Consider the following 25,841-nt stretch of genomic DNA (forward strand, 5'->3'; position numbering starts at 1 on the left):
AGAACCAATGAACAAGCGGAATGTTGCAGATATATATGGATTATCCACCATGCAGGAAGGCATGCTGTTCCACAGCCTGAAAAGTGATAGCAACAGCATGTATTTGGAGCAATTCTCGTGCAAAATAAACGGGCAGATTAATTTCGAGTATTTTTGGAATGCCTGGCAGAAGGTCATTGACGATCATTCCGCATTAAGAACCGCTTTTGTCTGGGAAGGTGTCAAAAAGCCGGTTCAGGTGGTTCTGAAGCAATGCGAATGCAGCTATATCCAGTATGATTGGAGCAATCTGCCGACGGAAGAAATCGAGCATGATTATACTACATTGCTTGAGAATGATAGAACGATGGGTTTTGAGCTGGACAAGGCCCCTCTGATGAGGTTTGCTCTAATCCAAATTACAGAAGACAGTTATTATTTTGTCTGGAGCTTCCACCACATTATTATGGATGGCTGGTCACTGCCTCTGGTACTGGAAGAAATGTTTGAGAATTATACTGCCTTCAAGGCAGGGGAAGCACCAGCGAAGAAACGATCCGGTTCTTTCAAGGACTATATCCAGTGGTTGAATAAACAGGATGCCGAAATTTCCAAACAGTATTGGAAAGATAATCTGAAGGGTTTTGAGGAAGTTGTGCCTCTCTATACTGAATCTGAGGAGGAAGAGCAGCAGGGTGAGACCCGGAAGCTATCCTTACGCCTCTCTGAGGACTTACATAAAACAATCGAACAGTTCACTAAGATTAATGGGGTTACCTCCTATCAGCTGTATAATCTTGCTTATGCCATCCTGCTGAGTAAATACAGTGGCAAAGAAGATGTAGTCTACGGGACCACCGTATCGGGAAGGCCTAGTGAATTAAAAGGCATTGATCGAACTGTAGGGATCTTTATCAACACCATTCCGGTTCGTGTGCGCTTGGACAATAGCCTTACCTTGCTGGAATGCCTGGAGAGCCTCAAACGGGATCAAATCAGCCGCAGTTCCCATGAATATATGTCATTGGCTGAGATCAGCAGCGCCCTTAACCTGCCTCAATTATTCCAGAGTATTTTTGTATATGAGAATTATGCCAACGCGGAATCGTATAAGGATATCACAGAATTCTCGATAACAGAGCTGCAGTTAAGAGAAGAAATCAATTATCCGCTGGCCTGGGTGGTCAAGCCGGATCACGGAATCCTTGTGGAGACAATCTATAACTCCGCTTATTTCAGCGATAGTATCATTGCAGAATTTCAAAGGTGCTTCCTAACGATTTTGGAGGAAATTGTCCTTAAAATAAATGAATGCATCCGTAGTATTCAATTAATTCCATCTGAGCAGATTGCAGATTCTTCAGCAGGAAAGCCAGTGTCCGCAGTTGTGAACTTGCATAACCATGCTGTCCACAATAGTTTAACCTCCGCTGTGCAGCGCGTGCTGATTGTTGATAAGTATGGGCACCCGCTTCCGGACGGATTCGAGGGCAGTGTATGTGCACCGGATCACACCGCTTCCGGGTACATCGGGCGCTATTACGCAGATGGAACGTTAAAAATTAATGAGACCTTAAGCACCAGCATGGTGATTGGCGGAATCAACCGGGATTTGCCTACGCTGGAGCGTGCGCTAAGGACGGAATCATTAGTTGAAGATGTGAAGCTTCTTCACCGTTATAACATGGAGGGTGAATCCAAGCTTGTTGTCTATTATGTAGAGCCGGTAACGGACGTTTCGGCGGAGCAAGCCCCATTCGAGGACGCACGGGCCGGAGAATTAAGAAGCGCAATCGCGGGCAGATTGTGCATGCTACTTGAATTAAATAAGCAAGACTGTCTGGCAGCAACCGAGTTCGTTCATGTATCAGCAATTCCTTATTATGGAGATGGAGTTGCGAGAATCAATGATCTGCTCGAACTGGAAATTATCAATGACAACCTCATTCAGCGCTGGAGTCATTTATTTGTCCAGGATGAGCAGAGCGCCCTGAATGAATCTCCTGCTAAGTTCGTGCGCAAGCCGGTGACAATCAACCGGGATAAAGTGCATATCTCCGATTTGGCCGATGGCTATTCTTTTATGAAGAAGAAGAACTCCGGCCACGCCGCCAAGGTTGAAGTTATGGAGACCAGCAAGGAAGAGCACAGCACCGCCACACAGCTATCACTCATTGTTGGAGAAGAATTAATCATTCCTGAGAATACCGTCTTTGATCTGGGATATTACATCAAACGGGCTGCCGACCAAGCCCCTGAGGATCATGGAATCCGGTTCATTAATTATGATGGAAGCATTGAGTTCTCTAACTATAAGCAAGTCTACAGTGAAGCTAAGGCTATCTGCTGCGGTCTTATCGAAAGAGGATTACAGCCTGGGGATAAGGTCATCTATCAGATGGATAACAACCGGAATTATGTTAATACCTTCTGGGCTTGTATGTTAGGCGGATTTATCGGGATTCCGGCTACCGTAGCTGCTTCCTATACAGAAGATAATGCTGCGATCCGCAAGCTGTTAAATTCTTGGAGAATGCTTGAACAGCCTGTGATTGTGACTGATGAAGCTCTGGCTGAAAGCATTAGAAGAGTTCCCGGTGTTCTTGGCGGCGAAGAGGAGTTCACCGTCTATCCTGCCGAACAACTGATGAACAGCCGTGATATGGAAATCACCTACGAGGTGAAGCCGGATGATATCGCGCTGCTGCTGCTTACCTCGGGAAGCACAGGGATGCCGAAAGGAGTTATGCAGTCCCATAGAAATATTCTGCGACGCACGATTGCCGCCTGCCAGAAAAACGGGTTTGGTCCAGAAGAAGTAACCTTTAACTGGATGCCTATGGACCATGTAGGCGGGATTGTAATGTGTAATGTAAGAGACATCTATCTGTATTGCCAGGAGATCCTGGCACCCGTTAATTATATTCTGGAATCTCCGCTCCGTTGGCTAACGTTGATGAGTGATTTCAAAGCTACGAATACCTGGGCACCCAATTTCGCCTTTAATCTGATTAACAGCCATGAAAGTGGCATCAAAGCTCTAAATATTGATCTATCTGCCTTGAGATTTATAACCAACGGCGGAGAAGTTGTAGTTGCGCGGACAGCACTGAGGTTTAATGAAATCCTTAAGCCGTACAACCTGAATAAATCGGCAATGATGCCGTGCTTCGGGATGTCCGAGACTTGTGCGGGTTCCATTTATTCCGGTGATTTTGGTCAAGATTTAGTACAGCAGGAGGATAGCACTGTAAGTGTGGGCAGACCTCTTCCAGGGAACAGCATCCGTGTTGTGGATGCTCAGAATGAATTAGTGCCGCTCTATACGGAAGGACGCTTTCAGATGGCCGGGGTATGCATTACACCGGGGTATTACAATAACCCCAAAGCAAACGCCGAAGCATTTACGTCTGACGGCTGGTTTGATACGGGGGATCTCGGAATTATAACCGAACGGGGATTAACCATTACCGGCAGAGCCAAAGATATTATTATCATCAATGGTGTCAATTATAATAATTCGGAAATTGAGGCCATCCTTGAGGAAATTGACGGTGTTGAAGTATCTTATACAGCTGCGGTAACGGTCAAAGCAAGCGGTTCACAAGAGGAAGAATTAGCGGTATTCTTCCATCCGGTATCCATGGATACCCCCAAGCTCAAAGCGATCATCAAAGAGATGCAAAAGGTAATCACTTCAAAATTCGGAATTGTTATTGAATATATCGTACCTCTGGCTAAAAAAGATATTCCCAAGACAGGGATTGGTAAAATTCAGCGGATTCTGTTAAGAGATTCCCTGCTTGCCGGCAAATACGATGCTGTCCTGAAAAAGCTGGAAATCGTCAGAAATAAAAATACGGTAAAACCATGGATATTCAAGAAAGTATGGAAGCCACTGAACTTTAAGGTTGAGGCCACCGCTGTACCCTGCGTCAATTTCCTGGTGTTTGAGGACCGCCACGGATTGGCGGGTGAATTCATAGAATGCATGGGTCTGGATGAATCCAGAGTCATATCGGTCAAACAAGAGGACAGCTTCAAAGTATATGACCATAATCATTATGGCTGTGACTATACCCGCTATGAGGGCTGCAAAGAGCTGTATGACTATTTTAACCATATCGGGTGGAAGGCTGATCATATTATTTATCTTCCCACTTATCACATTAACGCTGCTGGTCATACGGATATCCCTAACAGTAATCAACTCGGCGTATTTAATTTAATCCACTTACTTCAAGTATTGGCGAACAATAATCTGTGCGCTTCTACGAAGCTGTATGTGGGAAGCAGCAATGTGTTCCAGGTGGAAGGCGATCGGGAAGCCCGTTATGATAATGCATCATTGATCGGCTTCATGGCTACTCTGGAGACGGAGAATACGGGGCTACGTTCGCTGCTGATCGACTTGGAAGGAACGGATATACAGCAGGATGCCAGGTGCTTGCGCGATGAGGTTGTGCACGGGGAGACTGCGGTGAAGGAAATCAGTTACCGTGACGGCAGAAGAATGACATGGAAGCTTCGAAATGTGCCTTTACGAAAAGAAGAACCCCGGACAAAGCTTAAACCAGGCGGAAATTATGTGGTAACCGGGGGCCTCGGGGGCATCGGCACAAAAATCTGCAGTCAGTTAATTGAAAATTACCAAGCCAATATTCTCATCTTGGGAAGAAGCGATATTGAGACGCTTGATGAAAATGACAGCAAAGTTCAAAATTACAACCAATTAATTGAACTTGAACCTTCCATTAGTTACCGGCAAGCGGATGTATGCGATCTGGACTCCATCATTCAGGCGGTTGAAGATTATGAGCAATCGAAGGAGACTCAGATTGACGGAATTATACATCTTGCCGGGAATTCAAGTTATCAGCAACATTTTGACAACCGGAATTCATACCTGATTACCGAGATTAACCCGCAGACTTTTGCCGAAGAATTCAATGCCAAGGTCTATGGGATGCTTAATTTGTTTGAACTCTTGAAAAGCAGAAAAGATGCCACGATGATTACCTTTTCTTCGATGACCTCTCTGCTCGGAGGGGCTACCTTCAGTGCCTATGCGGCAGGAAACAGTTTCCTGGAGATGTTCTGCCAATATGCAGCCGGACGGTTGGGGTATGCAGTGAAATGTATATCCTGGACGATGTGGGACAAGATCGGAATGACTGCAGGAAGCCTGCAATCTATTAACAGTCTTAGCGAATCGATCGGGCAGCATGTTATCGGTGAACAGGATGGCCTGTTATTCTTCGAGGCCCTGCTGAATATTAATGAGGACATGGTATATGTAGGGATTGATGAGAACAACGTGCATATCAGCCACAGAATTGATGAAAAAGCGTATGCCAAAGAATATCTTGCTGTATACAAGCAGGAAGAAAGAGATGCTCTCTTCCATTTCGAGAACGCCAAGGTCATCGATGATTTTGGAGCTGTAAGCACGCTGAAGATGTTCACGGTTAATAGGGATGGCGAAGTGATCGAAGAGGAAGAAGCAGAACAATATGTAGAAGCGAGTACAGATACCGAGAAAACCATAAGCATCATTTGGTCTGAAGTATTAGCCGCCGGGAAGATAGGGATGAATGATAACTTCTTTGAGCTTGGAGGACATTCCTTAAAGGCTACCCAGGTCGTCTCCAGAATTAAAAAAGAATACGGGATCGAATTTGCCATCAATGACTTGTTCTATCATCCGACCATCGGAGCGCTGGCTAAGCTTGTGGATGAAAGATTGCACTCGGTTACCCCTATTAACGGGCAAAGCACTCTTCTTCAATTATCTGAGGAAGAGAAGAAAAAGGGCATACCGGTTTCTTATGCCCAGCAGAGATTATGGTTTTTAAAACAATATGATGAAGAAAGCGCGTTTTACAATATTCTGGAGACCATCAAGCTTAAAGGCGAGTTGAATGTCCCTTGCCTGGAGCAGGCCGTTACAGAAATCGTCAAGCGCCATGAAGGGCTCCGGACGACCTTCGACAATATCGAAGGGCAAATCATGCAGGTACTGCATGATGTGGATGAAGTCCATATACCTCTGCAGAATTTAATGCATGTAGAAGAGAATGCAAGGGAGCAGACCATTGCCATACTGGCAGATGAAGAAGTGAATCAGGCATTTGATTTCAAGAATGGGCCGTTAATCAGATGCAAATTGCTTAGATTTGCCGCAGATGAGCATGTTATTTTTCTCACCATGCATCATATTATTTCCGACGGCTGGTCTATGGGGGTCTTCGTACATGAATTTGTCCAGTTATATGATGCCTTAGTGAATCAAAGGCCGGCCGAATTGTCCACAATTGAATGGCAATATGCGGATTATACCCAGTGGCAGAGAAACTGGTTCACAGGCAAGGTTAAGCAGGACCAGTTCATCTATTGGAAGAACAAGCTCAAAGATGTTGCCACCCTGGATATACCGTCGGATTATGACAGACCGAAAGTACAAACGTTTAATGGACAAAAAGACTTCTTTGTATATAGCAAGAGCATGATGGACCGGGTGAATGAGCTGGCGGAAACCACGGGTGCCACACCATTCATGATTTATCTGGCGGCGGTCGATGTGCTGTTCGCAAGATACACCGGACAGGATGACATTGCCATTGGAACCCCGATTGCCAACCGTACGCGGATGGAAACAGAGCATACGATAGGATTCTTTGTGAACACATTGGTGCTTCGCAATGATCTGTCAGGGAATATTTCCTTCATGGAACTGATTGAACGGGTCAAGACAAGTGCCCTGGAGTCCTATGATGCACAGGACATGCCGTTCGAGATGCTGGTGGATGAATTGGATCTGGAACGCGATTTAAGCAGAAACCCGTTGTTCCAAGTGATGTTCTCCCTTCAAAATGAGGAACTGCCTGATTTCAAATTGCCAAATCTCGAAATTAGCAGAGTGGAAACAGATAATAAATCAGCGATGTTTGATTTCTGGATTTCCATGAGAGAGCTTGAAGACGGGGTTCACGCCTTATGTGAGTACAATACGGATATTTATAAAGCTGAAACCATACGGAGGATGATGCGGCATCTGGAGAACATTATCAACAGCTTGTGCATAGATCCTTATCAAAAAATCAAGCAGTTCAATTTCATGAATAAAGAAGAAATCAATGAAATCCTCTATGAGAAAAATAATACGGACTATACCTTTGAAAAAGAATTATTTATCCATGAATTATTTGAAGAACAAGCCGCATTACGGCCGGATGCACCGGCGCTGAGATTCAACGGCTTGACACTCACGTATCAGGAATTTAATATGCGGGTCAATCAAGTCGCCCATTATCTGATGAAGCAGGGAATAGGGAACGACGAATTCGTCGGTGTATATGCAGACCGGTCCATTGAAATGATGGTAGCTGTATATGGGATTCTAAAAGCAGGCGCGGCCTATATCCCAATTGATCCAACGTACCCCGCAGACCGGGTAGATTATATGCTTCAAGACTCTGAGGTTAAGCTGGTGCTGTACTGCGTCGATGAGATCGATGCCCTTGCGGGAATCCGGAAGGTGGATTTGCGGGACAAGGAACTGTTCCTGTCGATGAGTACGGATAATCCGGGAGTGAAGGTTGAAGAGAATCATGCGGCCTACATGATTTATACCTCAGGCTCGACAGGAAAGCCCAAGGGAACGATTAATATTCACAGCGGCATAAGAAACCGTATTCTATGGGGCCAAAAGGAATATAAGATGCAGCCGGCAGATCGGCAGGTGCAGAAGACACCGTTCAGCTTCGATGTATCCTGCAGCGAGATTTTTTGGGCGCTGACTGTAGGCGCATGTCTGGTTATAGCTAAGCCGGAAGGACACAAAGACATTGAGTATCTTATTGAATTGATCAAGGACGAACAGATTACCATCTCGCATTTCGTGCCTTCAATCCTGAAGCTGTTCCTGGAACATCCCGGAGCCAAGCAGGCAGGAGGAAGTCTGAGAGAGGTGTTCTGCAGCGGGGAGGCATTGCCGTACCGGCTAAAGGAACAGTTTGTCCAGACCTTCGACGCAGGCTTATACAACCTGTATGGCCCGACAGAAGCATCCGTTGAAGTATCCTACTATGATTGCAGAGAGAAGCTGGATAAAGAGATTGTTCCAATCGGCAAACCGATTTCCAATGTCCAGCTGTATGTACTGGATGAGTATATGAACCCCGTTCCTTACAATGTGAGCGGAGAGTTATTCATTGCCGGTGTAAACCTGGCAAGAGGTTATTACAAACGTGAAGAGCTGACCGCCGAGAAATTCATACCGAATCTGTTCAGTAAGTATGGGGCTGCACGGATGTACAGGACAGGCGACATTGTCAAATTGCTGCCGGACGGCAACATTAACTTCATTGGACGCGCTGACAATCAGGTGAAGGTAAGAGGACTCCGCATTGAATTAGGGGAAATCGAAAAGGTCATTCAGTCACATCCTTCCGTTAAGGATAACGTAGTCATTAACCTGGAGGATGGAAATGATGTAAGAATCGTCTCTTATATTGTCCGTGATGTGAATTATAGGGAACAGGATGTAATGGAGGAGAGCAAGGAACAGGTAACCCAGTGGGAGTCGATATTCGATAATGCCTACAATGAAGAGGAAACGATTCAGGATTTCAGTTTGAATACGATCAGCTGGAACAGCAGTTACACCGGGGAGAAGATTGGTATTCCGGAAATGGAAGAGTGGCTTGCTGATTCGGTAGATCTGATTAAGAGCTTTGAGTCTAAAAGAGTATTGGAAGTCGGTTGCGGTACGGGGATGATTCTGTTCAAAATCGCCCCGGGTTGCGAGGAGTATGTGGGTATTGATTTATCCAGGATAGGCCTCAATTATATTGAACGGAATTTGAACAGCTCCATGAACGTCAGAATTTATCAGAAATCGGCTGATGAGCTTGGCGAGCTGCAGAATGAAAAGTTCGATACCATTATTCTTAACTCTGTCATCCAGTACTTCCCGAGCGGAGAGTATCTGAATGAGGTGATCACTACTCTGTTAGGCATGCTGGACCAAGAGGGTACCCTCTTTATCGGCGACGTGCGTTCCCTGCCGCTGCTGAAGAGCTATCATACTTCGGTTGAATGGCATAAGGCTTCTGAGGACACAACGGTGCAAGAATTGAACGACCGAATTAAGAACTCCATTACAACGGAGAATGAGCTGCTGGTAGACTCCAAATATTTCTTGAGTCTTAAGGACTCCCTGGAGCAGGTTAAAAATGTCTCGATTCTGCCTAAGGTAACAAAATTCGAAAATGAAATGAGTAAATTCCGCTATCAGGTAGTGATTCGAACGAAAGAAGCGGAGCAACTGGACAATATTGTTCAGTTCAGCTGGCGGAATATACAAGCGGAGCAGGAGCTCCAGAATATACTCACCGGGCGGCAAGACGACGTTATAGTAATCCATGATGTCCTGCTGGATAAGCTGGTTCAAGAGAACAAGATTGAGCCGCTGCTGAACGACCCTTCTGTACAAGCTGTGACTGTCCGGGAGCTAAGAGAAAACGTAAGTAAGTCCCGGCTGTATGCCCCAAGTTTGTATGACTTACTCTTGCAGGATGGCGGGAATTACCGGATTCGTGCTTTGTGGAACGGCCATGCCGAGCGCGGAGATTATCAATTGATCTTATTCAATAAGAAGAAATATGGAGCAGACACCTGTGCCTATGATTATGCAGTGCCGAATTTCATCCGCTACAGTGAGGACCCAAGTGTATACTTCACCAAACCTTTGGAGTGGAAAGATAACCACAAATATATTCCTTTAATCAGAGAACATACCAAAAAACTGTTGCAGGATTATATGATCCCGTCGTTCTTTATTGTATTGCCGGAGATGCCGCTATTGCCGAACGGCAAGTTGAATAAGAAGGAGCTTCCGCAGCCTGGGAGTATACGAAGAAGTGTATTGACTGAATTTGTTGAAGCGGCCAATGCCAGCGAAGCCAAGGTCAAGACAATATGGGAGACGGTATTGAATGCCCGGAACATTGGCGTCAATGATAATTTCTTTGATATCGGGGGCCATTCGCTGCTTGTGGTTCAGGTCTATTACAAGATCAAGGAGAACTTTGATACGAAACTTACGGTAGTGGATATGTTCAAATACCCTACGATCCGCAGCTTATGTGAGTATCTGGAGGAGGGAACGAACAGTTTTGCCGAAGTCGCTTCTGCCAGTGAAGAGCTGGGGACAAAGAAGGAAGCCATGAAGGAAAAGAGAAAGCGCCTGAAGGAAATCTTAAAGAGATAGCTGTGCTTAGGGCTCTGTCCCTGATCATTGTCTGCTGTGGATACTAATGTAAGGAGTACTGATGATATGGAGACTAAGAAGGACAAAATCAAATCCTTATCCAGGGAACAGCTTGCAGGACTGATTACAAAAGCCAAAGAAAGCAAGAAAAGTGATATCGAGAGGGTCGCTAGAACCTCGAATGTGTTCAGCCAGTCCTTTTCACAGCAAAGACAATGGTTTATGGAACAGTTCATGAACGGAGGCGTAGCTAATGTTCCGCAGTCCTATCTGCTCAAAGGAAATATCAGACTTGATATTCTGGAAGATGTGCTGAATGTAATCGTTGAGAAGCATGAGAGTCTTAGGACGGTTTTCAACACCGTAGATTATATTCCGTCACAGATTATCAAACCGTATGAAAGATTCCGGATGGATACGATTGATTTGGAAGAATACGACGGTTCTATGAGGGAGGCAAAGATCCGGGAGATTAACAGTGAAATCGCAAGACGGCCCTTTGATTTGACCGTAGGCCCTTTATGGCGGTTCTATGTGTTGAAGCTGTCTGAAGAAGAAATCGTATTGACGCTTTCCCTTCATCATATTCTCTGCGATGGCTGGTCCTATGGTGTAATCATGAATGAAATTGCCGGGACCTATCAAGAAAGGCTTAACGGGCTAGTGGCCCATTCTGTTCTGCAGGTACAATATGTCGATTATTCGGAATGGCAGCGTAAACGAATCGAAGGCGGCCAGCTGGATGTTCAGTTGGAGTATTGGATCAATAAGCTTAAGGATGCACCAAAGGCCATACATTTACCCTACGATTATAAAAGAGGCAGTGTACAGACTTATCGGGGAATGACTGAATACTTTTTCATTGAAAAAGAAGCAGTGAAGGCTATGAGCGATATAGGTGTGCAAATGAATGGGTCCATTTACCATATGATGATGTCCGCACTGACCCTTCTGATGCATTGCTACAGTCTGGATAATAAGCTGTGCATTGGAACACCGGTTGCCAACAGAAACAAGATTGAACTGGAAAAATTAATCGGATTATTCATCAATACGGTGGTTATCCAAAGTGAAATAGCCAGCGGCATGACCTTTGCCGAGTTATTCACCCAGGTCAGAGACAATTGCATGGAAGCCTTTAATCATGCGGAGATTCCTTTTGAACGAGTGGTTACGGGCCTTGATATTGAACGGCAAATGCAGCATTCTCCGGTGTTCCAGGTGCTGTATGTTCAGACCGAGGAGTCGATGCTTAATGTTAGTATTCCAGGGATCGAGGTTGAAGTAATTCCTGTATCGGTAGAAACGGCGCAATTCGATTTGTCCTTGTATGCCACCATTATGAAGAATGGAATATCTGCAGGTTTAGAGTACAATACGGATCTATTTGCTCAGGCCACCATTCTGCAGATGATTGAGGATTTCAAATTATTGATCCGGTTGATTACCGAGAAGCCTGACCGGACCATTGGGGAATTCGTCTCTTCTCTATCGCAGAAGAAGGTCGTGATGACGGTAGTCTCTTCCTTCGAATCCGAGCCTGTCGGAGAGTCGATGGAATTCTGGCTGGACAAGCTCCAGATCAACTACAAGCTGCAATTCGCACCCTATAGCCAAGTGTTTCAGCAGCTAATTGATGATAAGGGGCTGTTGTGCAGAAGCAGTCAGGGCATCGGTGTAATATTACTGCGGTTGGAAGATTGGATTCAGGGTATGGTCGATAACGATGCAAGACTTACAGCAGTGCTGACGGACAATACGAACCGGTTCATCCAATGTGCCGGCAGCTTTGTGAAGAAGCATCAGTCCAAGGTCATCCTGTACCTGTGTCCGGCATCAGATAAGGTCAATCAGATGCATGAAATAAAGCAGCTCATCCGGAAATTGGAGCAAAAAATAGCTGTTGAATGTGCGGGGAACTGGAATATTCATGTTCTTCAGGGAGACGAAATCGCCTCGAAATATAAGCTTAGCGAGTATAACGATGGTCTGGGTGATGAAGAAGGGCATGTTCCTTATTTAAGAGAGTATTACACGGCGATGGGCACAGAGCTGGTCATGAGTATTTGGAATACAGCACTGCAGTCAGCAGGCTGAAGCATGAGAGGAGGCTGAAGTTATGACATTCAAAGATATGGTTGCGAATATTCTGGTCATAGCGGACAAAGAAACGATTAATGAAGATTTGTCACCGCAGAATTTTCCGGAATGGACAAGCTTGAAGCATATCAAATTAATCACAGCCATTGAAGATACCTATAAGGTTAAGTTCACCTTCAAGGAAGTAAAAAGCTTAAAAAATCTTGCAGCCTTTATAACTGTCTTAAAAAGCAAAGGAGTAGGCAATGAAATCTTTGAATAATGCCATTGCTGAGCAGGCGATTATGAAGGGAAGCCCTAATGATCATGATCTGGAAAGAATGCTGATGATCCGTCAATATGAGCTGACGATCCTTGAGCTATTCTCAAGCGGACATATCAAAGGAACCACTCATACCTGCATTGGACAAGAATATATTCCGGTAGCCTTGAATCCGTTCATTGAAGAAGAAGACTTCGTGATCAGCAATCACCGGGGGCATGGGCATTATATTGCCAGGTATGGGGATGCCGAGGGATTGCTGGCAGAAGTCATGGGCAAAAAAGGCGCGGTATGCAACGGAATCGGAGGAAGTCAGCACATCCGCAGAGACCGCTTTATCTCTACAGGGGTTCAGGCCGAAGGCATAGCGGTAGGCACAGGCATTGCTTGGAGCTATAAATTCAAGCAACAGGACAATCTCGTATTTGTCTACATTGGAGATGGAACTTTTGGCAGAGGCTGCTTGTATGAGAGCTTGAACTTTGCCGGCCTATGGAATCTGCCTATGGTTATCGTTGTAGAAAACAATGGCATAGCAATATCAACGCACCAAAGCTACAGCATGTCGGGAAGCATAGAAGGCCGGGTTCGGGGGTTCGATCTTGATTATATGTGCGTCCACAGTAAAGATGTTAACGAAATAAGAGAACAAATAGGCGGTGCCATCGATCGGGTACGCAAGGAATTTAAACCCCTGGTCATTGAATGTATAACAGAACGGGTCGCGTCCCACAGTAAGGGTGATGATACTAGAAGTCCTGAGGAGCTTGAAAGAGTTCAGGAGAATTATTGGTACAACCAACTGAAGGCCAGCGATACTGCAAGGGTAGAAAGACTTGAAGAAGCTGTCCGAAATCAAATGCAAACTCTGCAGGAGCTTGTCATAAACAGAGAGGGAGCAGAATGGGAAGATTATGAAAAAAGAAAAAATAAATGAGAATTTGAGAAATGCCATTCATCAACTGATGTGTGAGGACGAAGCCATCATTGTTATCGGGGAAGATGTGCGAGAACCCTATGGCGGGGCCTTCAAAATCAACAAGGGTTTTTCTGATGATTTTCCGGACAGAGTGATTGGAACGCCGATAAGTGAAGAGGGATTTGTTAACATGGCAAGCGGAATGGCAATCATGGGCCTCAAACCGATAGTGGATATGATGTTTTCGGATTTCACTACTCTGTCGTTTGATCCTCTGTTGAATTTTGCTTCCAAGTCCGTCACCATGTATGGGGAAAAGCTGGAGCTCAGCTTGATTGTCAGATGCGCGAATGGCGGTTACAGGGGATATGGAGCCACACACAGCCAAAGCATGCAAAAATACTTCATGGGCATCCCTAATTTAAGCGTGTATGAGCTCTCTCCATTTCATGATAACTATAATGTGTTTAACCGAATGTTGAATGAGAAAAATCCGTGTATTTTTTTTGAAGAAAAAATTATATATTCCCAATCCAAGTATGAAAATGGCATGATCAATGATATTTTCAACTATTCATATAAAGGTGAAGAAGATAACTGGGCAATCTCCAGTATAGAAGAAAACAGTGTAGCGGATGTCCTTATCATCTGCCCCGGAGGCTTGGCTTCCATGTGTATGGGAGTTGCTGAAAAGCTGATTATGGAGGATGAAATTGAAGTGAAGGTAGCCGTGCCGTCCAAGCTGTACCCTTGCGAGATCAAGGATATTGTTGAAGATGCTGTTGCAGCCGGCAGGGTGCTCATTGTGGAAGAAGGAACAAGCGGGCATACCTGGGGCGAAGGAATAGCGGTCAAACTGTATCCGCATATCAATAAAAGGAAAGATGGAGTCATTGAGCTTGTAAGTTCTGCTGACAGTATTATTCCTGCTTCCATGCATTATGAAAGCCAAGTGCTGGTAGGGGAACAGGACATTTATGAAAGTGTGCTGCACCTGATGAAAATAGCTAAATAAGTCTAGCGGAGGCTGGTATGAGACAAATTGTTGTTCCACAGTTAAATGCGAATGATAACAGCTGCCTGATCCAGAAATTTTATTGCTCTGAGGGTGAATTTATTCATTCCGGTGATATTATTACCACCTTGGAGACCTCCAAGGCAGCCATAGATGTCGAGTGTGAAGCAGACGGCTATTTTTATGCTACGGCTAAAGAACAAACCGATGTGAAGACCGGCGAGGTTATTGCCTTTGTTTTTGAGTCACTTCAAGAAATGAATACATACAAGGAATTATCTGCAGGCAGTGCCGCTTCAGCAAGCCCGGCCAATTACAAGCTTTCCAATAGTGCGGAAGTGTTTGCCACATTGCATCAATTTTCACAAGAGGAGCTCTCCTCCTTAAATAAAAAAGTGATTAAATTAAGTGATTTGGAAAAGCTGCTGAAGAAAAGAAGCAGAGGAGATGAAACCCGGATTCTCTTGACAAAGAATCAAAAACAGGTTGCTAAAATAGTGGCCGAATCACATACGACGATTCCAAACGCATTTGTATCAATGAAGGTGTATTGTGATGAAGCTCTGGCAGGAATGCAGGAAATCAGCGAGCAACTTGAGGTCATAGTGGGGTTTGGAGAAGTATTACCGGTGCTGCTTGGATCGGTCAAGGATGATTTTCCATATATGTACGGTAAGCTGAAGGATGAAGATACATTTATCCCTGCCGCTGAAGTCAACGTCGGTGTGACTATAGATGTTGGGACAGGCCTGTACATTCCGGTAATTAAATCTGAACACACTGGAAGTATTGAGAATACTGCCGAAGTAATGATGGAATATAAATATAAAGCATTAAGAAATAGTTTTACAGAAGCGGATCTGATGGACGGAAATATAACGATTAGTCTGAATACAAGCGCCGATGTTGTCAGCGTAATTCCCATCGTTCTGCCAGGACAGACCGGGATGATTTCTGTGGGAGCGGTTATGAAGGAATTGGTCCTGAAGGATGGGACAGTGGCAGAAAGAAGTTATCTCAACCTTGGCTTGGCATATGATCACCGGGTAGTGAACGGATTGTATGCGGTAGAATTTTTGACGCGGCTGAAGAGTAAGATTGAACATTTTGAGATGAACGGGTAATACGCGGGACCGAATTTGGGAGTTAAGGAGGATGAAGTAGTGAGTGAAATGCCGCACAATATTTTTGTTTTGTCCAGCTTCACTGCTGATTTATTGGAAGCCTATCTTGAAGAAGATTTAAAGAGACTCCAGCTAAATTCCACAATCGGAACCGGTCCTTATAATCAGATCATATCCCAGTGCCTGGACCGCAGCAGCTTATTATACCAGAAGAAACCGGATTATTTAGTCGTCTGGACCCGGTTGGAAGATATTATAGGCCGGAATGATTTCTATCTGCAAGAGAGCTTTGATTCATGCAAGGGTGATATATCGATGTTGATAGAAGCCGTTCTGCATGCCAAGGCTGCCATCCATTGCAAATTGATTGTTATGCTCCCCCCTGTCTATGAGAACAGACCTCTGGGCGTCGGTGACCTGCAAATTGTGAACGGTGCAATGGAAACTTCCATGCTGCTTCGAAAGTTTATGATGGATAAGCTCAGATTCGTTGAAGGCGTGTACCTGGCAGACGGGGAAGAGCTGATTCGCAGATACGGCGCAGATCAGAGCTATCACATGGGCATGTATGCATTTGCAAAAGCACCTTATGTTAACGGCATCTACAAAGAGGCTGCAAGACAGATCAGCCGAATCATTAAGCTGGATCTGAACAATAAGCGGAATATCCTGGTGATTGATGCGGATATCCTATTGTGTGAGCAAGAAGAACAAGAAGAACAGGAAGGGCCGGCAGTTCTTCATGCATTGGATGAGCAAAGAATAGTTACGGATGATTCCTACCTTTTGTTTCAAAGCTATCTGAAGGAAATTGTTAAGTGGGGAAATGAATTATTGCTATGTTCAAGATCTACTCAAGAACAATTGCATGCCATATTGGACATGGATGATCTCATCATCACCAAGGAAGAATGTAAGTATATGAGCTGTGAGTGTGAAACTATACCAGAAGCAATCATGCAAATACATAGAGAACATGGCGTTTCACTGGATCAATTCATTGTACTGGATACGAAAGAGCTGCACTTAAACGGAATACGTCAATTGCAGCTGCCGGATGATTCTACACTTTGGATGCAGAGCATAGAGGCCTCAGGGGTTTTAGATTATATATCTGATAAAGCTTCCTATTCTAGCAATGATGAAGATGCCTTGGCAGACAACACAGAGGAATACAGTCTGGAGGAATTCCTTGATTCCATGAATCTGGAGGTTTCTGTAAGGGAAATCAATGAGCTGCAGGCAGAAAAAGTCGGGCATATCCTCCATCATACCAAAGACTTCAATTTGACAGGATTGCTATGGACAGAAGAGGAAATAATCGGAGCGCTTAATGAGGAGAATAAAGTAATTTATTCCGTGAAGGTACAGGATAGATTTGGAGATTACGGCATTGCCGGTACCGTCATCGGGACAGTGGACAAGAAGAGTTTCACTGTGGATGCGCTGCTCTTAAACTGCCGGGTGCTGGGGAAAAATGTTGAGTATTACTTAATAAAGGAGTTAGTCAAGGGCATCAGAGAACACCAGTGTGACTCTATAGTATTCCACTTTCAATCCAACGGCAGGAATGAAAGTGCGGCTCAATTTCTGTCCAAAATTACCCGTACTGACTTGCAGCGTGTTCACACAGGTGAGGCCCTGACCGTTTCTTGTGAAAGAGCCGAAGCTTATGCGAAGGAAGCTCTCAATCCTAAGCCAATAGACAAGGGACCGGAACAGCCTGTCCACAGCTTCGATCCATACCGGTTCATTCTCAATAAATGGAATAAGATGGGTGGAGCCGAAAAAGAACAAATTAACGATTTAATTAGTAGTACAAAGTCTATTGAAGACATCATGCGGGCCATTGCGGATTCCAAAATGAAAACAAGAACAGGCATTAAGGTTGAATATATACAGCCGAGAACTGAAACGGAGCAAAAAATTGCCGACTTGTGGGCAGAGATCCTTAACCTGGACAAGGTCGGAGTGTTGGATAACTTTTTCGAACTTGGCGGAACCTCGTTAATGGCGGCTCAGCTCATTGTAAAGTTCAAGAATGCCTTTGATATTCATCTGCCGGTGCGGATTTTCTTCGACAGTTCGTCCATTGAGCAAATGGCGATGTATATTGAAGCGATCACAAGCGAGCAGAATAAACATGATATCAATGAATCCGCTGTAAGTAATTTCCGCTACAAGACCCGGGAATTCTTGAAGAATGAGGTGTGGCTGGACGAGAACATTACCGGATCAAAAGAACTCCAAGAGTGGGATAATACCCGGATACAAAATGTGCTTTTGACTGGTGTGACGGGATTCCTGGGGGCGTTTCTGTTACAGGAACTTATCACTATGACGGATTATCATATGGTGCTGCTGGTTCGTGCGGACAGTGTGCAGAGCGGCTACGACAGAGTTGTAGCTAATATGGAGCAGTACAATTTATGGGACGAAGCTTACAGAAGCAGAATAGAGGTCTGCACGGGTGATCTTTCCAAACCGTTGCTCGGCCAAAGCCTGCAGGGATTCAACGAATTGGCAGTCCACATAGATTCAATCTATCATGCGGGCGCCATCACTAATTTCCTGGAGCCGTATAACATGATTAAGGATGTAAACGTACAGGGAGCACAGGAAATTCTACGCCTGGCTTCAACTCATAAGTTAAAGCAGGTACATTACGTATCGACACATTATGTATTCTCTACACTCTCACACGAAAACGGCTATATCGCATACGAAGATACCATTCCGTCCAATGATGAGGTGCTTGTACTGGGATATCAGCAAAGCAAGTGGGTTAGCGAGAGGATTATGGCATTGGCTAAAGAGAGAGGCATTCCGGTAAGCATATACCGCGTCGGCCGGATCTCCGGCTCCAGTACCACAGGGGCGTGCCAAACCAGAGATATTATGTGGCTTATGATAAAAAGCTGTGTAGAAGCAGGGGTATTGTTTGAGGAGAATGTGAATATAGAATTTATTCCTGTGGATTATGTCAGTAAATCTATCATAGCACTATCCATCCAGGCGGGATCAAGCAATAAAAACTTCCATATTGTCGCCAGTAAAATGAACACACTAAATCAAGTATATGACTGGATGAACAGGTACGGGTTTAAGGTTGAAAAAATGCCCTATGAGCAGTGGAAGGATGAATTGATAGAAAGGGTTGCCCGGAACCCAAATCTGAATACCACAAAAGCTATGCTGCCGTTCATTCCGGAAGATATGGGTGAATGGGATGTGGAAATTACCTATGACATCACCAATGTTAAAAAGGGCTTAAGTGAAACCGCAATTACTTGTCCTGAGGTAGGAGAGGAGGTGTTCAACCGGTATTTGGATTACTTTGTGCAGACAAAGTATTTTCAATTCATCAGCTAAGGGCAAGTAAATATTAAGAGCAGTTTATAATATACGATTTCCTGGGAGGAAAAAATGATGAAGGAAAGATTGGATGTAATGACAGCAAAGAAAATGAGCCTGTACACCAGCGGCATGTGGGTTTCACTCCTCATAGGCCTGCTCTATGTGGGAATCGGCATTCTGATGCCTATTGATCCGGCGGAGAAATACAGAGGAACGGAATTTTATGAGCAAATTGCCGCCCATCCGTTTATTCCGCATTTATGGAGATATATCTTCGTAGCCATCGGTTTCTTGTCCATCTACTGGATCTCGACAGCCGTTTCAACAGTGAGATCAAAAAGCTATGAATGGGAAGGTTTTTACAAATGGGTAACCATTATTGGCTATGGCGGTGCCGGCTTGCTGTCCTTGGAGTGGATGAGAGAAATTTTTATTATGAAGGTTATGACTTTGTATTCCACGGGCAATGAAATGTATCGGGTTGCCCTGGAAGTAGCAGCATTCCCGCTCGACCCTGACTTTATCTGGATGTTTGGCGGCTTCGGATTATGGTATCTGGTGACTTCGCTGTTGGCCAGAAGAAATCAGGTTTTCTCCTCCAAGCTCAACATCTTGGGTATTATCGTCGGACTTGATTTGATTATCACCATGGTTTTTGCAATGACGGACACAATCATTTATTTTGATGGCGGTCAGATGACAGTGATGCAGATTACGGCTCTCCTCGGCGGCATTTTGGGCGCTGTGTACCACATCTGGATGTTCTTTGATATGCGAAAGAATCAAGCGCAGTTCGAAAAAAGCATTACAACCCTGCTGGAGCAAAAAAAGAGTGCGGCATAAACGGAATACACAAGACATCCGCCCCGGGTCCAGCGGCTTAAAGTCGGCACCTTCTAAAAACAGGCTTGGATTTTCTCTCAAAGGCCTTATTATTCTCCTGCTGGTATTGCTTCCTAATCTGATCTTTTACGCATTTGCGATAAACGGAACCGGCGGAACCGCCACGGCCTTCGGCAATAGGTATGAATGGATTAGTTACATTGAACATTCAAGCCAAGTGTTATTAATGCTTGTATTAATTTTTCGCGTAAACCAAAGTTCTCCGTCCCTGCAAAGCAAGTATGTGATTGGAATGGCTGTATTTTTACTGCTCTATTACGCTTTATGGATTCGCTATTTTGCGGGCGGGATGGACTATACATTGATCAGTGGAAGCTTTGTCGTATTTATGGGCATGTCCATTTTCCCTTCCGTGTATTTCGCTTTAGCGGAGAAATGGCTGGGGGATCATGTGGGAGTGGGGATTGCCATTACCTTTGGGCTATTCCATACACTTAACACTTATCTGAACCTTGCAATTTAATGAGAACAACGGAGGGAAACATGAAACAAGAGGTCAAACCATGGTTTTTTTTCAAAAGAAAAGTCGAAAAGTCCGAAATCAGATTACGTTTGTTTTTGTTTCCTCCTGCGGGTGGGGATGTTTCAACCTTTTTGCACTGGGAAGAGCAAATGCCGAGAGATGTGGAGACTTGCTTGGTCAGGCTGCCGGGCAGAGGGGCAAGAATAATGGAGCCGGCCATTGATAATATGGACATACTGACAGATCTATTGGTCAAGGAAATGAAAGAATACAGCGATGTGCCATACGTGTTGTTCGGGCATAGCATGGGAGGGCTGCTATCCTACGAGCTGACGCAAAAAATATATAAACAAGGGCTTAAATTACCTGAATATGTAATGATCTCAAGCATGAAAGCACCTAACTATATGAATAAGTTTACGGAGAGTCTGACCGAAGACGGAAATGACAAATTATATCTGAAGAGCAACGCTGAATTTATGGATAAAATCATTAGTCTTGGCGGAATCCCGGAAGCTTTCAGTGAGAATAGGGAGTTTCTGGAATTAATATTGCCTACCTTTAGAAAAGATATGAAAATGTGTGAAACGTATAATCCTGAGAGTGCACAAGCCGTACCGGTCTCATTTGATATATATGGCGGCAACCGGGATAGCATTGCTACTAAGAAAGAATTAGAGGGATGGAAGAAATATACCACCCAGAAGTATGCACTCACTATCTTTCAGGGCAACCATTTTTATTTTATGGATAATCCCAATATGATTCTGTTCCATTTGCGCAATAAATTGATTGATATAGGCAATAAGCTAACGGATGGAGATCAACGAGAGGCATTATAATACCGGCTCGTTATTCAAAAAGAGTGGAGGATGAAAGATGAATGTGATTGAAATCGAAAACCTGGTCAAAAAATTTGGTGACTATACAGCAGTAAACGGACTGAATCTGTCCATTGAACAAGGAGAGGTGTTTGGCCTGTTGGGCCCGAATGGAGCGGGTAAGAGTACAACGATTAATCTGGTATGCGGCCTGCTTCATGCGACGTCGGGTAACATTAAGCTATTCGGAAATCATGTGGAGAGCGAAAAAAGAAAGCTTGGTTTTGTCCCGCAAAATATTGCCCTGTATGATAATTTCACTGCTTATGAGAATGTGAAGTTCTTTGGTGAGCTGTATGGACTGAGGGGGAAAGAACTGGAGAATGGAATCGATGAAGCTTTGGAATTCACCAGCCTATCCGATGTAAAACGTAAAAAAGCGAAGACGTTCTCCGGCGGGATGTTAAGACGGCTGAATATTGCCACGGCCTTAGTCCATAATCCACAGATTCTTATTATGGATGAACCAACGGTTGGGATTGATCCGCAGTCAAGAAACCACATCTTGAAGTCTGTCCAGCGGCTAAATGAAAAGGGCGTAACGATTGTATACACAACGCATTATATGGAGGAAGTGGAAGCGATCTGTAATCGCATAGCCATTATAGACAAAGGCCAGGTGATCGCTTCGGGTACAAAGAAAGAATTAACAGATCTGATCAGTGATAAGAAATCCCTGCAGTTTACTGTGGATGATGCCTGCGAGCTGGATAAGGAGTCAATCTCCCATATTGATGGCGTGGTCAATGTGGAAATCAACGACAACCTGATCCAGGTGGAATCTTTAAAAGAAACTGATAATTTGAATGCAATTATAGAATACGTAAACAGCAAAAATGTGAAAATCAGAAGTATCGGCACAACGGATGTTACTTTGGAAACGGTATTCCTGACATTGACAGGGCGCAAATTACGTGACTGACCATAAAGTCTAGAGGAAAGGAAGATCATATGTTTCAGATCATAAAGAAAATCATTAGAAATCAAATCAGAAATCCAAAGTGGTTATTATTCTTGATGATATTCCCTATCTTTTTAATGATTCTGATAGGTTCGATTCTAACCGGCGCCTTCTCTGATAAATCAAACCTGACCAAGGTTAATGTTGCGCTGCTGAACCAATCGGAAGGGATGGCTGCCGAGGTTATAGATGCCTTAACCTCAGCCTCTGTATCTATAGAAGAAGATTACGGGATAAAAATGGGTTACACGGACTCGGAGAAAGAAGGCAAAAAAGAGGCACGGGTGAACAAAAAAGTATTCGTGCACCTGGATAAGGAAAAGATCCTGGTCTACGGAAATGAGTCGGAGCCGTTAAATACGGCCAGAGTTGTAGCCTTATTCCGAAGTGTAGCCAGCAGCATTCAGACAGTTAAGGAAGCCTATAAAATTGACGGGGAAAAGGCGATTGAGCTGATAGGCGCGGATAATGCCATGTATGAGGTGCCTGTAGAGCTGATTCCATCCAAAAGTGCCATGAGCTCTTATGATTATTATGGCGTTGTGGAATTAACTCTGATGGTGATGTATATGATGCTGATTCCCATTGGGGATTTATTTACGGATAAAAGAACGAAAATCAAAGACAGAATTTTACTTGCTGGACTTAGCAGTGTGAAGTATTATTTCGCTTCTTTGGCAGCGTACTCTATTTTTGCCTTAGCGGTATTCATTCCGGCTTTTATTTTCTCTATTACATACTTGGGGGTAAACTGGGGCAATTATTCTTTGTTTATGTACTTGTATATTGTTTTATTTGCCATATTCAACGTGGCGCTTGGCATGCTGCTGGCCAAATTATTGAAAACTCGCGGAAAAGTGGATGTGATTCTTTCCGTGATTATCCTGCCGATTTTCTCATTTCTCGGGGGATCGTATACACCATTTCCTTATGATATGGGCGGTGTATTCGGCAAAGTCCTGTTGGTCTCACCGTTAAGATGGGTGAACATTGGTGTTCTCAAAAGTATCTACGCACATGATAACCAAGTTGTCGTGGTAAGCTCTGTCGTATTTCTTCTTTTGATATTCGTTAGTCTATTTATTATTGTGGCAAAAGAAAAGAAGGAGGAATTAAGAGCATGAGAACATTTTATGCATTAATAAAAAATAACTTAAGAATTTCGATAATGCATAAACCGATTTCTTTTCTGTTAATGACTATCACTCCGATCATCGTTCTGATCATTGCAAGTAAGATGGTCAGCTACTCGACAACCTTTGTTAACGTGGGCATTGTGGATGGAGATAAAAGCCGGGCTTCGGAAGCTGTAACGCAAATTGTTGAAGGCCTGGAGGGCATCAAAGTCTTCTATATGGATGAGAAGGAAGTGGAGGCCAATTTTCAAAGTAATAAAATAAATTCGGCTCTGGTTATCAGCAGCGGATTCCAAGAGGGGTTGTTAAATAATTCTATCGAGAACCTCGTGGTGAAAGGAAACGAAGAGCAAAACGTCTACACCTTGCTTCAGGCCATCCTGAAGAATCACCTGTTGAATCTACGTAACTTGGGCAAAATCTCGGGGGGCAATCCGGCTGTATTCGAGAATGCGGTAGACAATTATATCGCCAGTTCTGAGTTTGTGGAGAAAACCTCTCTTAACGATTTGTATACGGAATACAATAATTCCAATATATTTGTCGGTTTTTTGATCTTGTTCATTTTCTTCAATTCATCAGCCATAGCCAATGTCATTAATATTGATAGGGAACGTAATATTTACTCGAGGATCTTCCTGTCTCCGGCAAAAGTATGGATGTATTATCTGTCCAATGTACTGTGCAATTTGGTCATCGTGGCCTTTCAAATCCTGGCGGCCGTACTGAGTATGGAATACTTCACGAATACCTCCATTGGTGTGGAGCCCGGTGTGCTGTTCTTAATTCTCTTCCTGACGGCTATGGTGGCAGTCTCTTTGGGAACATTCTATGTTTCCATTACGGAAGAGGCGGATGCTGCTTCAATGATATCCAATTTTGTGAACCTGCTGATTGTTATCCTGGGCGGTTGCTTTATCCAGGTGGAGCTGTTTCCTAAATTAATCAATGCAATTTCCTATATTTCACCGGCAAGATGGGCTATGGGCAGCATTCTGGATTTACAGCAAGGGCTAACCTTGGCCGATATATCTGGAAAGGCGTTGTTGCTTGGCGGAATGGCGGCGGTTATTCTAGCAATTTCGATCATGATAACCAGCAAGAGAGAAAAGAAATTCAGAAGCCTTTCCTGAGTGGCAACGAATCTAATTAGAGAAGGATAAGACGATAACTATGGCAGAACTTTATTATATTGATATCGAAGAAGAAATAAGTGCTGAAGGTTATCAGACCTTACTTGGCATATGTGCTTCAGACAAAAGGGAAGCCATAAACAAGTACAGGTATGAGGCCGATCGCAAAAGAACATTGTACGGGGAAGCACTGGCCAGATTCATGATCGCGAAGCAAGCTGGAGTTCGCATGAAGGATATTGAATTTGGCAGAAATCCTTACGGAAAACCTTATGTAAAAGATCAGAATGAGGTATTTTACAATATATCTCATTCTGGGAAGTATGTAGTATGCGGATTGGATATTGAGGATATCGGAGTTGATATTGAAGAGATCCGGGAAATTGACTTGGATATAGCTAAACGTTTCTTCCATGTCAAAGAATATGCGGATATCGTTTCCCGGGAAATAAGTGAGCAGATTCCTAGGCTGTATGATTTCTGGACTTTAAAAGAAAGTTATATTAAGTATTTGGGAGTCGGCCTGAGTAAACCTCTGGACTCCTTCTATTTCATTCTAAATGGACAATCCATCCATCTTTGCTCCAAAGAAGACCATGCAGTTTATTTTCACCGTTACTTGATACAAGATAATTACAGGCTTGCTGCTTGTATAAGTAGGCCTGATCCTATCAATATGGAAAAAATATCGCTTCATGACCTCGCAGCCTATATTGATGGTGAAAGTTAACGGACAAAATCTGGTAAGGAGTTCTGGCATGAAGAAAATAGTTGCTATTTCCGGAGCATTAAGCACTTTGTTTTTTTTGATCCATCTTATAGTGGCCTGTATCTATTACACAGGAATGATGCCGTATGGATATATTCATATGACAATCGGCGGAATTCTGTCCATAGTCATGTCCGTCCATATGATTTCTGCTATATTCCTGATGGTAAAAAATCGCCAAAGAGATAAAAAGGCCAAGCAATATCCACAGTTCAATATGAGCACTGTGATCCAGTCCGCAACAGGTATTTTCACAGGGATATTTTTATTAGTACATATTTTGGTGATTGAGCTAAGCAAAAGGATAGACGGAACTGCGTTTAATATTATTTATGTTTCGGCAGAGTTTCTGTTTCTCTTAACCATTGGTCTGCACATGGCCGTCAGCGTGCCCAAGCTCTTTATATCTATGGGAGTCATTAAAAAACGGGAGAATTATCCGCGCTTCATCAGAGGGACCTATCTCTTTCTGGCATTGGTACTGGTGATGTATATTGGTTCCCAAATCATGTTTTGGACAGCATAGGCAGGTAGTGACGCTGTTATGTTTGGACAGAGAGGAGTGT

Annotated in this window: 15 protein-coding genes; all 15 read left to right on the forward strand. The window is 43.9% G+C overall.

Features of this window, described 5'->3' with window-relative positions; all coding sequences use genetic code 11:
- Positions 1–7 precede the first annotated feature (7 nt).
- The 15 genes from MHH28_RS01810 (at position 8) to MHH28_RS01880 (ending at position 25,801) form a co-directional block, all read left to right on the forward strand.
- Entirely contained in the window at positions 8–10,252 is a 10,245-nt protein-coding gene (locus tag MHH28_RS01810; protein WP_405110960.1) for an amino acid adenylation domain-containing protein, read from the forward strand.
- Between the two features lie 66 nt (positions 10,253–10,318).
- Positions 10,319–12,349 (forward strand): condensation domain-containing protein, encoded by a 2,031-nt coding sequence (locus MHH28_RS01815; RefSeq protein WP_405110963.1) that lies wholly within the window; start codon positions 10,319–10,321, stop codon positions 12,347–12,349.
- Positions 12,350–12,371: 22 nt separating this feature from the next.
- Positions 12,372–12,614: a hypothetical protein gene (locus MHH28_RS01820; RefSeq protein ID WP_405110966.1), complete on the forward strand. Its 243-nt coding sequence runs from the start codon at positions 12,372–12,374 to the stop codon at positions 12,612–12,614.
- Positions 12,598–13,551, forward strand: coding sequence for a thiamine pyrophosphate-dependent dehydrogenase E1 component subunit alpha (locus MHH28_RS01825; RefSeq protein ID WP_405110969.1), 954 nt, complete (start codon positions 12,598–12,600; stop codon positions 13,549–13,551). Before MHH28_RS01820 ends, MHH28_RS01825 begins: the two co-directional genes overlap by 17 nt.
- Complete coding sequence (locus tag MHH28_RS01830) at positions 13,529–14,548, forward strand: alpha-ketoacid dehydrogenase subunit beta (protein ID WP_405110972.1); 1,020 nt, start codon at positions 13,529–13,531, stop codon at positions 14,546–14,548. The genes MHH28_RS01825 and MHH28_RS01830 overlap by 23 nt, the downstream gene beginning before the upstream one ends.
- 17 nt (positions 14,549–14,565) lie before the next feature.
- On the forward strand, positions 14,566–15,672 hold the full coding sequence (locus MHH28_RS01835) for a 2-oxo acid dehydrogenase subunit E2 (protein ID WP_405110975.1): 1,107 nt from the start codon (positions 14,566–14,568) through the stop codon (positions 15,670–15,672).
- A 48-nt stretch (positions 15,673–15,720) separates the two neighbouring features.
- A complete protein-coding gene (locus MHH28_RS01840; RefSeq protein ID WP_405116796.1) occupies positions 15,721–19,044 on the forward strand; it encodes a thioester reductase domain-containing protein in 3,324 nt (1,107 codons plus the stop codon).
- Between the two features lie 54 nt (positions 19,045–19,098).
- Positions 19,099–19,872, forward strand: coding sequence for a hypothetical protein (locus MHH28_RS01845; protein ID WP_405110978.1), 774 nt, complete (start codon positions 19,099–19,101; stop codon positions 19,870–19,872).
- The gene (locus tag MHH28_RS01850; RefSeq protein ID WP_405110981.1) at positions 19,862–20,395 is read left to right on the forward strand and encodes a hypothetical protein; all 534 of its coding nucleotides are present in this window, start codon (positions 19,862–19,864) and stop codon (positions 20,393–20,395) included. Before MHH28_RS01845 ends, MHH28_RS01850 begins: the two co-directional genes overlap by 11 nt.
- Positions 20,396–20,415: 20 nt before the next feature.
- Positions 20,416–21,237, forward strand: coding sequence for a thioesterase II family protein (locus MHH28_RS01855; RefSeq protein WP_405110984.1), 822 nt, complete (start codon positions 20,416–20,418; stop codon positions 21,235–21,237).
- Between the two features lie 37 nt (positions 21,238–21,274).
- On the forward strand, positions 21,275–22,198 hold the full coding sequence (locus MHH28_RS01860) for an ABC transporter ATP-binding protein (RefSeq protein ID WP_405110987.1): 924 nt from the start codon (positions 21,275–21,277) through the stop codon (positions 22,196–22,198).
- Positions 22,199–22,227: 29 nt separating this feature from the next.
- Positions 22,228–23,361: an ABC transporter permease gene (locus tag MHH28_RS01865; protein ID WP_405110990.1), complete on the forward strand. Its 1,134-nt coding sequence runs from the start codon at positions 22,228–22,230 to the stop codon at positions 23,359–23,361.
- Positions 23,358–24,506 carry an ABC transporter permease gene (locus MHH28_RS01870; protein ID WP_405110993.1) on the forward strand — a complete coding sequence of 383 codons (1,149 nt, stop codon included), beginning with the start codon at positions 23,358–23,360 and terminating at the stop codon, positions 24,504–24,506. The genes MHH28_RS01865 and MHH28_RS01870 overlap by 4 nt, the downstream gene beginning before the upstream one ends.
- A gap of 40 nt (positions 24,507–24,546) precedes the next feature.
- Positions 24,547–25,236, forward strand: a complete 690-nt coding sequence (locus tag MHH28_RS01875; RefSeq protein WP_405110996.1) for a 4'-phosphopantetheinyl transferase family protein — start codon at positions 24,547–24,549, stop codon at positions 25,234–25,236.
- Between the two features lie 28 nt (positions 25,237–25,264).
- Positions 25,265–25,801 carry a hypothetical protein gene (locus tag MHH28_RS01880; protein WP_405110999.1) on the forward strand — a complete coding sequence of 179 codons (537 nt, stop codon included), beginning with the start codon at positions 25,265–25,267 and terminating at the stop codon, positions 25,799–25,801.
- Positions 25,802–25,841 lie beyond the last annotated feature (40 nt).

The organism is Paenibacillus sp. FSL K6-1217, from assembly GCF_045040735.1.
Lineage (GTDB): Bacteria > Bacillota > Bacilli > Paenibacillales > Paenibacillaceae > Paenibacillus_AQ.

Excerpts from the sequence above, each read along its gene's own strand:
- MHH28_RS01810 (WP_405110960.1), top strand. The coding sequence starts at position 8 with ATGAACAAGCGGAATGTTGCAGATATATATGGATTATCCACCATGCAG.
- MHH28_RS01815 (WP_405110963.1), top strand. The coding sequence starts at position 10,319 with ATGGAGACTAAGAAGGACAAAATCAAATCCTTATCCAGGGAACAGCTT.
- MHH28_RS01820 (WP_405110966.1), top strand. The coding sequence starts at position 12,372 with ATGACATTCAAAGATATGGTTGCGAATATTCTGGTCATAGCGGACAAA.
- MHH28_RS01825 (WP_405110969.1), top strand. The coding sequence starts at position 12,598 with ATGAAATCTTTGAATAATGCCATTGCTGAGCAGGCGATTATGAAGGGA.
- MHH28_RS01830 (WP_405110972.1), top strand. The coding sequence starts at position 13,529 with ATGAAAAAAGAAAAAATAAATGAGAATTTGAGAAATGCCATTCATCAA.
- MHH28_RS01835 (WP_405110975.1), top strand. The coding sequence starts at position 14,566 with ATGAGACAAATTGTTGTTCCACAGTTAAATGCGAATGATAACAGCTGC.
- MHH28_RS01840 (WP_405116796.1), top strand. The coding sequence starts at position 15,721 with ATGCCGCACAATATTTTTGTTTTGTCCAGCTTCACTGCTGATTTATTG.
- MHH28_RS01845 (WP_405110978.1), top strand. The coding sequence starts at position 19,099 with ATGATGAAGGAAAGATTGGATGTAATGACAGCAAAGAAAATGAGCCTG.
- MHH28_RS01855 (WP_405110984.1), top strand. The coding sequence starts at position 20,416 with ATGAAACAAGAGGTCAAACCATGGTTTTTTTTCAAAAGAAAAGTCGAA.
- MHH28_RS01860 (WP_405110987.1), top strand. The coding sequence starts at position 21,275 with ATGAATGTGATTGAAATCGAAAACCTGGTCAAAAAATTTGGTGACTAT.
- MHH28_RS01865 (WP_405110990.1), top strand. The coding sequence starts at position 22,228 with ATGTTTCAGATCATAAAGAAAATCATTAGAAATCAAATCAGAAATCCA.
- MHH28_RS01870 (WP_405110993.1), top strand. The coding sequence starts at position 23,358 with ATGAGAACATTTTATGCATTAATAAAAAATAACTTAAGAATTTCGATA.
- MHH28_RS01875 (WP_405110996.1), top strand. The coding sequence starts at position 24,547 with ATGGCAGAACTTTATTATATTGATATCGAAGAAGAAATAAGTGCTGAA.
- MHH28_RS01880 (WP_405110999.1), top strand. The coding sequence starts at position 25,265 with ATGAAGAAAATAGTTGCTATTTCCGGAGCATTAAGCACTTTGTTTTTT.